Source organism: Kribbella sp. NPDC048837 (assembly GCF_055586945.1).
The window spans coordinates 592,867-608,369 of record NZ_JBVJHF010000002.1; the positions used below are offsets into that span (position 1 = coordinate 592,867).

At 68.5% G+C, this 15,503-nt stretch carries 11 protein-coding genes; 6 read left to right on the forward strand and 5 right to left on the reverse strand.

Going from position 1 to position 15,503, the window contains the following annotated elements; genetic code table 11:
* Positions 1 to 31: 31 nt before the first annotated feature.
* From glgX to ACZ6O0_RS10740, 4 genes are all read left to right on the forward strand, one after another.
* Positions 32 to 2,149, forward strand: coding sequence for a glycogen debranching protein GlgX (gene glgX / locus ACZ6O0_RS10725; RefSeq protein WP_465764609.1), 2,118 nt, complete (start codon positions 32 to 34; stop codon positions 2,147 to 2,149).
* Positions 2,146 to 4,551, forward strand: a complete 2,406-nt coding sequence (treY, locus tag ACZ6O0_RS10730) for a malto-oligosyltrehalose synthase (RefSeq protein ID WP_465764610.1) — start codon at positions 2,146 to 2,148, stop codon at positions 4,549 to 4,551. The genes glgX and treY overlap by 4 nt, the downstream gene beginning before the upstream one ends.
* 72 nt (positions 4,552 to 4,623) lie before the next feature.
* Positions 4,624 to 6,351: a malto-oligosyltrehalose trehalohydrolase gene (treZ, locus tag ACZ6O0_RS10735; protein WP_465764611.1), complete on the forward strand. Its 1,728-nt coding sequence runs from the start codon at positions 4,624 to 4,626 to the stop codon at positions 6,349 to 6,351.
* Positions 6,352 to 6,918: 567 nt separating this feature from the next.
* On the forward strand, positions 6,919 to 7,740 hold the full coding sequence (locus ACZ6O0_RS10740) for an SAM-dependent methyltransferase (protein ID WP_465764612.1): 822 nt from the start codon (positions 6,919 to 6,921) through the stop codon (positions 7,738 to 7,740).
* Here ACZ6O0_RS10740 and ACZ6O0_RS10745 read toward each other — a convergent pair.
* Positions 7,730 to 10,318, reverse strand: coding sequence for a GNAT family N-acetyltransferase (locus ACZ6O0_RS10745; RefSeq protein ID WP_465764613.1), 2,589 nt, complete (start codon positions 10,316 to 10,318; stop codon positions 7,730 to 7,732). The two genes, ACZ6O0_RS10740 and ACZ6O0_RS10745, sit on opposite strands and share 11 nt — an antisense overlap.
* Before the next feature lie 85 nt (positions 10,319 to 10,403).
* On the opposite strand from ACZ6O0_RS10745, the gene ACZ6O0_RS10750 reads away from it, so the two are divergent.
* Both ACZ6O0_RS10750 and ACZ6O0_RS10755 read left to right on the forward strand, forming a co-directional pair.
* Positions 10,404 to 11,111 (forward strand): siderophore-interacting protein, encoded by a 708-nt coding sequence (locus tag ACZ6O0_RS10750; protein ID WP_465764614.1) that lies wholly within the window; start codon positions 10,404 to 10,406, stop codon positions 11,109 to 11,111.
* A 10-nt stretch (positions 11,112 to 11,121) separates the two neighbouring features.
* Positions 11,122 to 11,574: a GNAT family N-acetyltransferase gene (locus tag ACZ6O0_RS10755; protein ID WP_465764615.1), complete on the forward strand. Its 453-nt coding sequence runs from the start codon at positions 11,122 to 11,124 to the stop codon at positions 11,572 to 11,574.
* Here the strand turns inward: ACZ6O0_RS10755 and ACZ6O0_RS10760 are convergent.
* From ACZ6O0_RS10760 to ACZ6O0_RS10775, 4 genes are read right to left on the reverse strand one after another with little or no spacing between them, the layout of a single operon-like run.
* Positions 11,558 to 12,175, reverse strand: coding sequence for a TMEM175 family protein (locus ACZ6O0_RS10760; protein WP_465764616.1), 618 nt, complete (start codon positions 12,173 to 12,175; stop codon positions 11,558 to 11,560). The genes ACZ6O0_RS10755 and ACZ6O0_RS10760 overlap by 17 nt on opposite strands.
* 25 nt (positions 12,176 to 12,200) lie before the next feature.
* Complete coding sequence (gene arfA / locus ACZ6O0_RS10765; protein ID WP_465764617.1) at positions 12,201 to 13,703, reverse strand: arabinosylfuranosidase ArfA; 1,503 nt, start codon at positions 13,701 to 13,703, stop codon at positions 12,201 to 12,203.
* Between the two features lie 28 nt (positions 13,704 to 13,731).
* A complete protein-coding gene (locus ACZ6O0_RS10770) occupies positions 13,732 to 14,559 on the reverse strand; it encodes a carbohydrate ABC transporter permease (RefSeq protein WP_465764618.1) in 828 nt (275 codons plus the stop codon).
* A complete protein-coding gene (locus tag ACZ6O0_RS10775; RefSeq protein ID WP_465764619.1) occupies positions 14,556 to 15,500 on the reverse strand; it encodes a carbohydrate ABC transporter permease in 945 nt (314 codons plus the stop codon). Before ACZ6O0_RS10775 ends, ACZ6O0_RS10770 begins: the two co-directional genes overlap by 4 nt.
* Positions 15,501 to 15,503: the final 3 nt, after the last annotated feature.

The window sequence follows — 15,503 nt, forward strand, 5'->3', positions numbered from 1 at the left end:
GTCGGGGGGTGGGGGTGGCTACTGTCATCTGGTGCAGAAATGGCCTGGTCGTCCTTATCCTCTCGGTGCCACGTACGACGGTTCCGGGACGAACTTCGCGGTGTTCTCGGAGGTTGCCGAACGAGTAGATCTGGCCCTGATCGGTGCCGACGGGACCGAACAGCTGGTGCAGTTGACCGAGGTGGACGGATTCGTCTGGCACGCCTACCTGCCGGCGGTGCAGCCGGGGCAGCGGTACGGCTTCCGGGTGCACGGGCCTTACAACCCCGTCGAGGGAGACCGGTGCAACCCGTCCAAGCTGCTGCTGGATCCGTACGCGAAGGCGATCGACGGGCAGATCGACGGTGACGAGTCGCTGTTCAGCTACCGGTTCGCGAAGCCGGACGAGCTGAACACGATGGACAACCGCGAGCACACCATGCTCTCGGTCGTCACCAACCCGTTCTTCGACTGGGGCAACGACCGCCCGCCGGGGCACGCGTACCACGAGACGGTGATCTACGAGGCGCACGTCAAGGGCCTGACCAAGACCCACCCGGGGCTGCCGGAGGAGATCCGCGGCACGTACGCCGGGATCGGGCACCCGGCGATCATCGGGCACCTGAAGGAGCTCGGGGTGACCGCGATCGAGCTGATGCCGGTCCACCAGTTCGCCCAGGACGGGCACCTGCAGGAGCGGGGCCTGTCCAACTACTGGGGTTACAACACGATCGGCTTCTTCGCCCCGCACAACGCCTACTCCTCGCTGGGCGGCCGCGGCCAGCAGGTGACCGAGTTCAAGACGATGGTGCAGGCGCTGCACGAGGCCGACATCGAGGTGATCCTCGACGTGGTCTACAACCACACCGCCGAGGGCAACGAGTTCGGCCCGACACTGTCGTTCAAGGGCATCGACAACGCGGCGTACTACCGTCTGGTCGACCAGGACAAGTCGCACTACTACGACACCACCGGTACCGGGAACAGCCTGCTGATGCGGCACCCGCACGTGCTGCAGCTGATCATGGACTCGCTGCGTTACTGGGTCACCGAGATGCACGTGGACGGCTTCCGGTTCGATCTCGCGTCGACACTGGCCCGCCAGTTCCATGAGGTGGACCGACTGTCGGCGTTCTTCGACCTGGTCCAGCAGGACCCGGTGGTCAGCCAGGTGAAGCTGATCGCCGAGCCGTGGGACGTCGGCGACGGCGGCTACCAGGTGGGCAACTTCCCACCGCTGTGGACCGAGTGGAACGGCAAGTACCGCGACACCGTCCGCGACTTCTGGCGCGGCGAGAAGTACACGCTGGCCGAGTTCGGCTCGCGGCTGACCGGCTCGTCGGACCTGTACCGCGACGACAGCCGCCGGCCGTTGGCGAGCATCAACTTCATCACCGCGCACGACGGCTTCACGCTGCGCGACCTCGTCTCGTACAACGATAAGCACAACGCGGCCAACGGCGAAGGCGGCAACGACGGCGAGAGCCACAACCGCTCGTGGAACTGCGGCGCCGAGGGCGAGACCGCCGATGCCGCCGTGCTCGCGTTGCGGGCCAAGCAGCAGCGCAACTTCCTGGCCACGTTGCTGATCTCGCAGGGCGTTCCGATGCTCGCCCACGGCGACGAGCTCGGCCGGACCCAGTCGGGCAACAACAACGTCTACTGCCAGGACAACGAACTCGCCTGGGTGAACTGGGATCTCACCGAGGAACAGCAGGACCTGCTGGAGTTCACCGGTCAGCTGGTCCGGTTGCGCAACGAGCACCCGGTGTTCCGGCGCCGCCGGTTCTTCCACGGCGACACGGGGGTCGACGGGCTCGGCGACCTGGTCTGGTTCACCCCCGACGGCCAGGAGATGCAGAACGGCGACTGGAGCCGTGACGACGCCCGCGCGGTGGCCGTGTTCCTCAACGGTGACGCCATCTCGGAGCCGGACCCGCGCGGAGAGCCGGTGGTGGACGACTCGTTCCTGATCCTGCTGAACAGCAACTACGAGTCGCAGGACTTCCTGCTGCCCGCGAAGGAGTACGGCGAGGCGTGGTCCGTGGTGGTGGACACCATCAGGCCGACCGGTCGTGCCGAGGGAGGCGAACACATCGCGGGCAGCATCATCCGGATCGAGGCCCACGGCATGCTGGTCCTGACCCGCCCCCGGCGGGCCGCCGGATGACCCGGGTCCCGCAGGCCACGTATCGGTTGCAGCTCCGCGCCGAGTTCGGGTTCGACGACGCCGCCGCGGTCGTCCCGTACCTGCAGAGCCTCGGGATCTCCCACGCCTACCTGTCCCCGATCCTCCAGGCCGCGCCCGGCTCCACCCACGGGTACGACGTGGTGGACCACAGCCGCCTGTCCGAGCCGGCCGGCGGCCGCCCTGCGTTCGATCGGCTCGCGTCACGGCTGGCCGATCACCGCATGGGGGCCGTGGCGGACGTCGTACCGAATCACGTCGCCGTGCCGACGCCGGCGCGGCTCAACACGGCGCTCTGGTCGGTGCTGCGGGACGGGCCGGGTTCGCCGTACGCCGAGTGGTTCGACGTGGACTGGGGTTCGGGGAATCAGCCGCTGTTGATGGCTGTGCTCGGCCAGCGGATCGGGAAGGTGCTCGCGGACGGCGAGCTGTCGGTCGACGGCGACGTACTGCGCTATTACGAGCACGAGTACCCGCTCCGGCCGGGCACCGAGGAACTGCCGATCGCGGAGCTGGTGACCGAGCAGTGGTACCGCCTCGCGCACTGGCGGGTCGCGGACGAGGAGCTGAACTACCGGCGCTTCTTCGACGTCGACACCCTGGCCGCCATCCGTGTGGAGACACAGGAGGTCTTCGAGGCCACGCACGAGTTGCTGCTCGAGCTCCTGCACGAGGGCAAGCTCAACGGCTTCCGCATCGACCATCCGGACGGCCTCGCCGACCCGCGGGGCTATCTGCGTCGACTGGCCGAGCGCACCGGCGGTGCGTGGGCCGTGGTCGAGAAGATCCTCGAGGGGAGCGAAGAGCTTCCCCGGGACTGGCCCTGCGCGGGCACCACCGGGTACGACGCTCTCCTGCGAGTCGGCGGCCTCTTCGTCGACCCCGCCGGTGCCGCACCGCTCGCGGCCTTGCACTCCGAGCTGACCGGCGCGCCGGCCGACTTCGCACCCGTGGTGGAGGAGGCGAAGCGGGAGATCGTCCAGCACGGGCAGTACGCCGAGGTGCATCGCCTCGTGGAGTTGCTGGCCCGGATCTGTCAGGACGATGTGCGGCTGCGCGACCACACGCGGCGTGCGTTCCACGAGGTCGTCGTCGAGCTGCTGGTGCACTTCGACGTCTACCGGGCGTACGTCATGCCGGGGGAGCAACCGTCCCCGACGGCGATACACGCGCTGGAGCGGGCCGCCGACAAGGCCCGCGCGAACCTCGACGACGACCGGCGGGAGACGCTGGACGTCGTACTGCATCTCCTGCTGGGCAAGGAGACCGGGACCGCGAGCCGGATCGACGAGCATGCGCGGCACGAGCTGATCGTGCGGTTCCAGCAGACCTGTGGGCCTGTGATGGCGAAGGGTGTCGAGGACACCGCGTTCTACCGGTGGTTCCGGCTTACATCGCTCAACGAGGTCGGTGGGGATCCGGAGCACTTCGGCGTGACGCCGGAGGAGTTCCACGCGTTCGCGGCCCGGTTGAACCAGCACTGGCCGAAGACGATGACCACCCTGTCCACGCACGACACCAAGCGGTCCGAGGACGTACGTGCCCGGCTCGGTGTGCTGTCGGAACAGCCCGCGGCCTGGTCCGAGGCGGTCCGGGAGTGGCGGCGGTTGTCGGAGGACCACCGGAGTCCGGTGCTGGACGGCAGTACGGAGTACCTCTTCTGGCAGACGCTCTTCGGCACGTGGGACGACGGCCCGCTCGCCGAGGATCGTCTGCAGGCCTATCTGCTCAAGGCCATCCGCGAAGGCAAGCGCCACACCACGTGGACGTCTCCGGACCAGGAGTACGAGCAGGCCGTCGCCGCCTTCACCACCGCGGTTCTCCACGACAACGCCGTACTGGAGTCGGTACGGCGCTTTGCCGCCAGGCAGGCCGAGTTCGTCCGGGCGGCGACCCTCGGACAGAAGCTGGTCCAGCTCACGATGCCCGGCGTACCGGATGTCTACCAGGGCACGGAGTTGGTGGACCTGTCGCTCGTGGACCCGGACAACCGGCGGCCGGTCGACTACCAGCACCGGATCGACCGGCTGCGGAGGCTGGACGACGGTGCCAAGCCCGACGACCTGTCCGACGAGAAGCTCCTCATCACCTCGCGGGCACTGCGGATTCGCCGTCAGTACCCGGAGGCCTTCGTCGGCAGCTACACCCCGCTCCCGACCTCCAACGGTCACGCCGTCGCGTTCGCTCGTGGCGACGCGGTCATCACCGTGGCAACCAGACTGCCCGCGGCACTGCACCGCCTCGGCGGCTGGGGTGAGAGCACCGTGGTGCTGCCGAGCGGACAATGGAAGAACGTGTTGACCGGCCGTGAAGTGGGTAGTGGCGCAGCCCGAATCCACGACCTACTGGAACACCTCCCAGTAGCTCTGCTAGGGCGTGTCTGATGGTCCAGCGCCTACTGCGCGGCACTCGGCACGGCGCTGGACCATCAGACACGCCCGTCAGGAGCTGAAGACATGCACACGTTCTCGGTGTGGGCGCCCGGCGCGTCGTCGGTCGACCTGGTCCTGCGGGACGGCGTACTGCCGATGCGCTGGGCGGCCGACGGCTGGTGGAAGCGGGAGGTGGTCGAGGCCCACCACGGCACCGACTACGCGTACTCCGTCGACGGCGGCAAGCCACTGCCCGATCCGCGTAGCCCTTGGCAGCCTGATGGTGTTCACGGCTTCAGCCGGGTGTTCGACGCGGACCACTTCACCTGGACGGACGAGGACTGGATCGGCCGGGACGTGCGTGGCGCGGTGTTCTACGAGCTGCACATCGGGACTTTCACCCCGGAAGGCACGCTGGACGCGGCTGCGGAGCACCTGGACTACCTGGCCCTGCTGGGCATCGAGGTCATCTCACTGCTGCCGGTCGCCGCGTTCCCCGGCCGCCACGGCTGGGGGTACGACGGCGTGGACCTGTACGCCGTCCACGAGCCCTACGGCGGCCCGGAAGCGCTGCAGCGATTCGTCAACCAGTGTCATGACGCCGGACTCGCCGTGTGTCTCGACGTCGTCTACAACCACCTCGGTCCGAGTGGGAACCACCTGGCCGACTTCGGTCCGTACTTCACGGACAAGCACTCGACGCCATGGGGTCCTGCGGTCAACCTCGACGACACCGGCAGCACCGAGGTACGCCGGTGGATCTGTGACAACGCACTCCGGTGGTTCGAGTCGTTCCACCTGGACGCTCTGCGGCTGGATGCCGTCCACGCGTTCGTCGACGACAGCCCGACGCACCTGCTCGCCCAACTGTCGTTGGAGACCGCCGAGCTGTCCGCGGAGCTCGGCCGTCCGTTGGGGCTGGTGGCCGAGTCGGACCTGAACCAACCGCGAACAGTCGAACCGGTGTCCCAGGGCGGGCTCGGGATGACCGCGCAGTGGAGCGACGACTTCCACCATGCGCTGCACTCACTGCTGACCGGCGAGCGGTCCGGGTACTACGTGGACTTCGGGGCGCCGGAGGTGTTCGCGAAGACCCTGACCCGCGTGTTCCTGCACGACGGGTCGTACTCGACGTTCCGCGGCGCGAACTGGGGCCGGCCGGTCGACCCGGCGAGACATCGCGGTGGTGAGTTCCTCGTCTACACGTCGAACCACGACCAGGTCGGCAACCGCGCGCTCGGTGACCGGCCCGCGCTCACGCCCGGCCAGCTCGCGATCGGCGCCGCGCTCGTGCTCACCTCGCCGTACACACCGATGCTGTTCATGGGTGAGGAGTGGGGTGCCTCGACGCCGTGGCGCTTCTTCACCGATTTCGACGAGCCGGGCATGGCCGAGGCGGTCCGGACCGGCCGGCGGCGGGAGTTCGCCACGCACGGCTGGAACGCCGACGAGATCCCGGATCCGCAGGACCCCGAGACCTGGCGCAGCTCGGTGCTCGACTGGTCCGAGCTGGACGCGTCACCGCACCGGGAGCTGTGGGCCTGGTACCACCACCTGCTCACCTTCCGGGCCCGGATGCCGGAGCTGCGCGACGACCGGCTGGACTCGGTCGGCGTCTCGTTCGATCCCGGCGGGGCCTGGCTGGTCGTGGCCCGGGGCAGCCTCCGGGTGGTGGCGAACCTGGCCGCTCACGAGGCCGTCGTACCGGTCGACGAGCCGCCGTCGTGGGTGGTGATGGCCTTCGGGGACGCGGAAACGGTCGCCGGCGGGGTCCGGTTGCCAGGTCACGGCGTGGCGATCGTCGCCGTCTGAGACTGTCCGACGACGCAGTTTTCCGGCGCAATCCAACAGAACAAGGCGTTCGAGCCTGTTGATCGATGGTGATTTCCGGAATCGCTTGTGTGACAGGGGTCTCGTGACGGACTGTTGACTGGCCAGCAGGGGACGGGGGGTTCGACGGGAGGATCTGGATGACAGTCGGAGGCGTCGACACTTACTACGACTACGAAGAAAAGCAGTGGAAGAGCCGGCGGCTGGGAGGCGGACCGATTCGCCGCGGTCCCGTGTGCCCGGCCCCACGAACCGCTGACCATACGTTGCACGAACCACCCCGCGAGCGCCATCAGGCCGCCCGCGACCGGGACAAGTCCACGACCGTCCTGTCCTGACAGACCGGTGGCAGGGCCCGCCAGACCAGGTCACCGATTCATCCATCGTCACAGCGGCCGTCGTGCCGGAACCCGACGGCCGCTGAGGCATGCCCGCTGACGGGGCGGGTAGGACAAGGGTCCGCAAAGACTGGCCGGGGCGGGGAGCGGGGTAGCTCCGGCGTCGCATAGAGTGACTGCTGTCAGAACCGGATCGGAAGGACCCGCCGCGATGGCCGATGCAGACGAGCAGGTGCCGCAGAACGCGCCGTTCCCCGGATTCGACGTGAGCAGGCCGAGTATCGCGCGCACGTACGACTACCTGCTCGGCGGCAAGGACAACTTCGCCATCGACCGGGCCTTCGGGGACAAGTTCATCAACGACCTGCCCGGGTCCCGGCAGATCGCGCCGGACAACCGCGGCGCGCTGGTCCGGGCGATCCGCGAGATCGTCACCAACACCCCGGTCCGGCAGTTCGTCGACCTGGGCAGCGGGCTGCCGACCGCGGACAACGTCCACCAGGTCGCCCAGCGGTACGTCCCCGACGCGAAGGTGCTGTACGTCGACAACGACCCGATCGTGCTCGCGCACGGCCGGGCCCTGCTGGCGGAGAACGAGTTCACCACCGTCATCCAGGCCGACCTGCGCGACCCGAAGGCGATCTACGACAGCGAGGACGCGCGGCTGATCGACTTCGGCCAGCCGGTCGCGGTGGTCTTCAGCGCCACCCTGCACCACGTGAACGACGACGAGGACCCGGCCGGCCTGGTCCGCTTCTGGTACGACCGGATCCCGTCCGGCAGCTACGTCTTCATCAGCCACTTCCGCAGCGAGAACGACCCGCGCAGCCAGGAGCTGGAGGCGGTCCTCCAAGGTTCCCTCGGCCGCGGCCGCTGGCGCACCGACGAGCAGATCCTCTCCCTCTTCGGCGAAGGCTTCACCGTCCTCGACCCCGGCCTGGTGCCCGCCGTCCAATGGCGCAACCCGGACGCCCCCGAAGAACTCACCGACTGGCAGCGCCTGATCGCCGCGGTTCTCGCCGTCAAGAACTGACCGGGCGACGGAAGTACGCCTCCTGTGTGAGGAAGGCGAACTGCGCGGTCTTGGTGGTGCCGTCCGGGTGGGTGATCTTGGCTTGCGAGCCGAGGGTGAAGCCCGTGCGGTGGAAGCGGTCGATGGCTCGGGTGTTGCGGATGTCCGGCTCCACCACGAGCCGCGGGTGCCCGAGGTGCACGAAGACGAACTGGGCGAGCGCGCCGAGCAGCTGCCCGGTGAAGCCCGGCCGCCGCTCGCCCGGCGCGATCAGCAGGTGCAGCCCGAGGTCCCCGGCCTGGACGTCGTACGCCGCCCCCGCCGGATCCGCCTGCGGATCGTAGGTCTGCAGCAGCGCGATCGGTACGTCGTCCAGCCGGACGACGTACACGTGGTGCGTCGGCACCGAGTCCAGGAACCGGTAGGTCGCGGCGATCTCGTCCCGGGACAGCTCACCCATTCCCCAGAACGTCGCCCGCTCGGCCGTCACCCACTCGTGGATGAGATCCAGATCCCGCTCGGGATCGGCCTCCTCGAGGTGCACCGTGCCCAACCCGTCGACCTGTGTCGTGAAACTCCGCTCCTCCCGGGTGACTTCGCCGTCGACCGGAGCCAGCGCACCCCGCAACCACAGCGGCAGTTGGTCGTGGTGATGCGCCTCCCCGAGGACGCCGGACGCACCCATCGGTACGACCCACGCGCTGGCGGATCGACCGGCCAGGTCCCAGGCATAGCGGGCGGCGGAGGCGCGGATGCACACGTCGGTCAGACCGGGCAGGCTCGACGTCGACATCACGCAGTGGTGGTCACCGGACAGGCCGAGATCGAACGGTTCCTCGTCCGCCGCGAAGACCGGACCGCGCAACGCGTGCAGCGGCGCCAGCTGATGGGTCTCACCCCACGGCGGCCGGGGTTTCCGCGCGGCAACCTCCTCGAGCGCCTCCTGGACCAGCCAGGTCACGTTGATGTTCGGGAGGTCCGCACTCACCAGGTTCTCGACCGCGTAGGAGACGTGCGTGAGCGTGTCCATCCACGGCGCGAACAACTCGCTGCTTTCGGCGTCCTCGAGCATTGTGAAGTGGTCGGCCAGCCGGGAGACGAGCGCCTTGCGGAGTGCGGCGTACGACGAGGCTGTCGTACTCGCGGCGTCCATCCGGCGGTCCCAGTCGAGCAACTCGGTGCGCAGGGCAACGGCCTCCGGGGAGAGATCCGCCAAGCCGGGCAGGAGATCCAGGATCGAGCCGGCCGATCCGAGGAACGTGTCGGTGTGGATCTCCGGCATCTCGCCGACCGACCAGTCGGACCGTGCGGCGATCAGCTCCCGGATCCGATGGGACCGGTGCAGCGCCGCGAACTCGACGCCCAGCGGCGCCGCCAGCTCCCGCGCGTTCGCCATCACGGCCGGACCGTCGACGGTTGCCCGCGGCATCGGATCGTGCCAGCCGTCCCACTGGTGATCGGCCTCCCACGCCGGCACGACGCGGAGCCGGTTGTCGTGATGACGGCTCGGGACCAGCCCGGCGGTCCGGTGCAGCAGACCGCCCGCGGTGTCGGCCGCGAGGATCACGTTCACCGGCTCCACCCAGTCCTCCACCGCAGCGTCGATGCCGGCGACACTGGTTGCCTGGAGCAACTTCGGCAGCACCTCGAACCCCAGCCGGCCGGTGACCCGCGGTGGGTAGCGCAGGCTGATCCCGTCCATGATCACCGGGCCGCGGTCGGTCTCGATCACCTCGATCTCGATCGGATCCGCGCCCGCGACCTCGACCATCTCGGTGTGCCTCGCGCAGGCCGTCCACCCGTCCGGGCCCAGGGCCTCGACACCGGAGTCGGTGCGCCGGAGCTGTTCGGCGTACAGGTCCTGGTAGTCGGCCATCGCGTTGGTGATCGCCCAGGCGACCTGGCCGGTGTGGCCGAAGTGCGCGATCCCCGGGACCCCCGGGACGGCGAGGCCGAGGACGTCGTACTCCGGGCAGGTCAGCCGGATCTGCTGGTAGACGCCCGGGCTCTCGATGAAGCGGTGCGGATCGCCCGCGACGATCGCCTGCCCCGAGGCGGTGTGTGACCCGGGGATCAGCCACCCGTTGCTGCCGGCCGTCCGCGGACCCTCCGAGCTGAACAGCTCGATCGCGTCGTCGCCGAGGTGCTTGGCGACGTGCGTCCGCCACAGCTTCGTCGGGAACCCCGCGAACAGGACGTGGATCGCCAGCCAGATCCCGAGCGGGGTCCACGGCTCCCACTCCTGCAGCGTCAGCCCGGTCTCGGCGAACTCCGGTGCGCGCGCCGCGCCACCCGGGAGCCCGTGGTTGACGCCTTCGACGTACGCCGTGATCCACTCGCGGGTCTCGTTGTCGAGCGCCTCGAAGCAGCGCCGGGCGGTGTCGGCCAGGCGCGCCTGCCGGGCGAACACGTCCCAGCCGGCGGCCTCCGCGCCGAGGAACGCCGCACTCGTCCCGAGGTAGCGGCGGCGCTCGAGCTCGATCTGCCAGGCCCGGTCCCGGGCGGTGGTGACGCCTTGCAGATAGACGAGGGCGAGTGGGTCTCCGGCCTGCAGCTGCGGAACGCCGTACGCGTCCCGGAACACCCTCGCATTCACCACGAGCCCTCGTTTCAGTTAGGTTAGGCTGCGCTAACTTACAAGCAGGAATCCTTGCCGCAAGGGCAATTGTCGCTGGAGGTGCGCTGTGGGGCATGGCTGGGAAGGCGTGGTGCTCAAGCTGTTCCGCGGGAAGGACTTCGTCTTCACCGTAACGGGTGCCGAACAGGTCACCGAGCGCTACCGCCGCTTGCACTTCACCGACGGCGGACTGCTCGAGGCGATCGGGGTGCACCCGACCATGTGGGCGCGGCTGTGGTTCGACAACGCGGGCAAGCCGCACCAGCGCGCGTACACACTGGTCGATCCGGATGTCGAGGCCGGCACGTTCAGTCTGGAGTTCGCGCTGCACGACGGATGCGCCAGCGACTGGTCCCGCAAGGCCCAGCCGGGCGACACGATCGACGCGACCGTGCAGGGCACCGGGTTCGAGGTGCCCGACCCGCTGCCGCAGCGGATGCTGGTGATCGGCGACCCGGCCTCGCTGCCGGCCATCAACTCGCTGCTCGCGGTCGCGCCGAAGCTGCCGGCGACGATCTGGTTCGAGACCACGCACGAGGGCGATCACGAGTTGCCGTTCCGCCTCGACCCCGAGCGGCACGAGCTGCGCACGGTCCCGCGTCCCGAGCTGGTGGGCAACGTCAAGGCCGAGCTCGTCGAGCTCGTCGGCCCGGACACCTACGTGTGGATCGCCTGCGACACCGCGACCACCCGGACGCTCACGTCGTACGTCGTGAAGGACCTCGCCGTACCGAAGCACCGGGTGAAAGCGCTCGGCTACTGGAAGGCGGCCTAAGCTGGCGCGCGTGATCAGAGCTCTCGACCTGTCCGACCGTGCCGTGGCCGAGCGAGTGCTGGCGATCCAGCACGCCGCGTACGCCGTCGAGGCCGAGCTGATCGGGTTCGACGGGATCCCGCCGCTGCAGGAGGATCTGGCCGGCCTGATGGCGTCCACCGAACACTGGCTCGGCCGGTACGACGGCGAGGTCCTGGTCGGCGCGGTGGCGTACGAGTTCCCCGACGACGACACGGTCGACATCTCCCGCCTGATCGTCGACCCCGCGCACGCCCGCCGTGGTCACGGACGCGCGTTGCTCGACCACCTCGACCAGCTGGAGCCGCGACCGCTCAGCGTGGTCTCCACCGGCTCCGCGAACTCTCCGGCCGTCGCCCTCTACAAGTCCCGCGGCTACACCGAGGTCGGTCAGATCGAGGTTGCCCCCGGCATCCACATCACCCGGTTCAGCCGCGTGTCCTGACCTGTTCGAAGCCGTAGTACACCGCGAGCAGGAAGACGACCAGCAGGGTCAGCTGCGCGGAGATGAACGACAGGCCGATGCAGGCTCCGTAGATCACCGTGCCGAGTGAGTACCTGAGCAGCGACCTGCGCATCTGGCCCTTGTCCATGTCGTGGTCGACGAGGTGATTGCGCAGGACGTACCACCAGATCGCGCTGAAGGCGATCGCGGCCAGTGTCAGGTTGGCGCTGTAGACGGCCGCGGCCACGCTGGCGTTGATCGACTCGTCTTCCAGATGTTCCGCGAACAGGCTGGTCGGGAACGGCAGCAACGTGGCCCACAGCAACAGCAGCAGGTTGAGGAACATCAGTCCGCGATCGGCGCGCTGGATCTGCCGGAACATCGAGTGGTGGTTGACCCACATGATGCCGAGGATCGCGAAGCTGGTCAGGTACGCCGCGAACTGCGGCCACTCGTCGAGCAGCGCCGGCCACAGCCGCTGCCCCTCCTCGAGCTCGGGACTGTGCAGCTCGAGGACGAGCAGGGTGATGGCGATCGCGAAGACGCCGTCACTGAAGGCTTCGAGGCGGCCGGTCTCGGCCAGGTCAGACTGGGTGCTCACGGGCACCCAGTCTGAACCAGGGCCGTCAGTCCGTCGACAGAGAAAGCGCTGTCCAGCTGATCGCTGGGAGCGTAATGGTCAGCTTGCCGTCGGCAAGGCTGACCGACTCGAGCGATTGCGGGGTGACGCGGTCCGGCTCGGTGGCCGAGTTGGTCGCCAGCGCGTCCTCGTCGTGGATCAGGACGGCTTCCTCGATGGTCGTGACGCCGGCGCGGCTGACGTCGATGGTGACCTCGATCGGGCCCTCGGTCGAGCGGTTGACGGCGAAGACCGCGAGCCGGCCCTCGTCGTACGTCGCGATCGCGTCGACGGCCGGGACCTCGCCGTGCTTGGCGGTACTGACGGTCGGCGAGTCGGTCCGCACCTGGAGGACCTGGCCGGCCGCGAGCCGGGAGGTGATCGCGAACGGGTGGAAGGTGGGCTGCCGCCAGGCCGGCCCGCCGGGCTCGGTCATGATCGGCGCGATCACGTTGGCCAGCTGCGCGAGGCAGGCGACCGCGACCCGGTCGCTGTGCCGCAGCAGCGAGATCAACAGGTTGCCCACGACAACGGCATCGGTGACGTTGTACTCGTCCTCGATCCGCCGCGGCGCGACCTCCCACTGGTCGGCCGGGCCGTCGGTCCGCCGGGACCGGTCGCGGTACCAGACGTTCCACTCGTCGAAGGAGATGCCGATCTTCTTGCGGCTCTTGAGTTCCGCACCGATGTGGTCCGCGGTCGCCACCACGGACTCGATGAAGCGGTCCATGTTCACCGCCGACGCGAGGAACGACGCGGTGTCGCCGTCTTCGTCGCCGTAGTAGGCGTGGCACGAGATGTAGTCGACGAGGTCGTACGTCTCCCGCAGGACGTCGCGTTCCCAGGTGCCGAAGAGCGGCATCGCGGACGACGACGAGCCGCACGCGACCAGTTCCAGGTCGGGCTCGATCATCCGCATCGCCCGCGCGGTCTCGGCCGCGAGCCGCCCGTATTCGGTGGGCGTCTTGTGGCCGACCTGCCACGGACCGTCCAGCTCGTTGCCGAGGCACCACAACTTGATCCCGTACGGCGATGCGCCGTGCTGCTCGCGCAGGTCGGACAACGCCGTACCGCCGGGGTGGTTCGCGTACTCCTGGAGGTCGAGCGCCTCCTGGACTCCGCGCGTACCGAGGTTGATCGCCATCATCGGCTCGACGCCGGCCTTGGCGCACCAGCGGATGAACTCGTCCAGGCCGAACTCGTTCGTCTCGATGCTGTGCCAGGCCAGGTCGAGCCGGCGCGGCCGGCCGTCGCGCGGGCCGACGCCGTCCTCCCAGCGGTAGCCGGAGACGAAGTTGCCGCCGGGGTAGCGGACCAGGGACGCGCCGAGCTCCCGGGTCAGCTCGAGGACGTCCTTGCGGAAGCCGTCCTCGTCGGCGGTCGCGTGGCCGGGCTCGTAGATACCGGTGTAGACACACCGGCCCATGTGCTCGACGAACGTTCCGAAGGTGCGGCGGTTCACGGGCGCGATCGTGAACGCGGGATCGATGGTCAGGGTGGCAGAGGGCACCAGGTTGCTCCTGTCGTGATGGGTGTGGTCATCCCTTGATACCTGCGTCGCCGACGCCGCGGACCACATGGCGCTGGAACAGGGCGTAGACGATCAGCAAGGGAAGTCCGCCCAGCACGGCGGATGCCATGATCTGGGCGTAGCGCAGGCCGTACGAGCCCTGCACGTTGGCGAGACCGACCGGGATCGTCATCATCGACGGGTCGGTGGTCACGATGAAGGGCCAGAGGAAGTTGTTCCAGGCCCCGATGAACGTGAAGATGCCGACGGCGACGAGGATCGGCCGCGACATCGGCACCATCACGCTCCAGACGATCCGCCACCGGGACGCGCCGTCGACCCGGGCGGCGTCCTCGTAGTCGCGGGAGATGCCGTCGAAGAACTTCTTCAGCACGAACACCATCACCGGCGCGACCACCTGCGGCAGCACGATGCCCCAGTAGGTGTCGACCAGGCCGAGCCCGGTCATCTCCTGGAACAGCGGCACGATCAGCACCTGGGGCGGGACCAGGATGCCGGCGATGATCAGCCCGAACAGCACCTTCCGGCCGGGGAACCTGGTCCGCGAGAACCCGAAGGCGGCCAGTACCGAAACGAGTAGCGTCAGGCCGGTCACCAGGACGGACACGACACTGCTGTTCAGGAACCAGCGGATCAGGTCACCCTGGTCGATGACGCTGCGGTAGGCATCCGTGGTCGGTGCGTTGGGCAACCAGGTGATCGGCGACCGGGTCGTCTCCGGCTCCGGTTTGAGCGAGGTGTCCAGGGCCCACAGCAGCGGGACCAGCCATACCACCGCGAGGATGACCGCGCCGACGATGCTCGCCGCCTTCGGGAACGTCCACGTCGTCCTCATTCGCCGGCCTCCTTGCGGCCGGAGAAGAGTTTGAACTGCAGCAGCGCGACCACCACGATGACCGCGAAGAACATGTACGAGATCGCCGACGCGTAGCCGATCCGGTAGTTGGTGAAGCCGTTCTCGTAGATGTACTGGATGATCGGCCGGGTCGCGAAGTTCGGCCCGCCGTCGGTCATCAGGTAGACCTGGTCGAAGATCTTCAGCGACGCCACCAGTTGCAGTACGACGATCAGCCCGGTGGTCCGGCTCAGCAGTGGCAGCGTGATCCGGAACAGTTGCTGCCGCCCGTTGGCGCCGTCGATCGCGGCCGCCTCGTACACCTGGGCCGGAATCCCTTGCAGCGCGGCCAGATAGAGCAGGAAGTTGAATCCCACGGTCCACCAGACCGTGGTGATGACGATCGCGAGCATGGCCCGGTTCTCGGTGTTCAGCCAGTCGATCTCGGCGAACCCGCCGGCGGTCAGCAGCCCGTTCACCAGGCCGAAGCCGGGCTGGAAGATCCACACCCAGATCAGGGTGACGACGGTGGCCGGGAGGACGAACGGCGCGAAGTACGAGAACCGCAGCAGCCAGCCGAGCAGGCCTTTGCGATTGGCGAGCAGGGCCATCACGAGGGCGATGATCACCAGTGGCGGCGTACTCATCGCGGTGAAGACGAAGGTGTTCCTCAGCGACGACCAGACGGCCGGGTCGCCGAACATCTCCCGCCAGTTCTCCAGGCCGAGGAACTCGTGTTTCACCCCGGCCAGGCTGGTGTTGAAGAAGCTGTTCCACAGACCGGAGACGACCGGCCAGAGCAGGAAGACCGCGAACAGCAGCAGGAACGGCGCCACGAAGAACAGCCCGCTCCAACGCTCCTGCCACGGGCGGCCGATGTCCGGCTTCGCCGCGGCCGGTCGGGTGGTGCTGAGGGCACGAGGTGGTGTCTGCACAGCCATGAT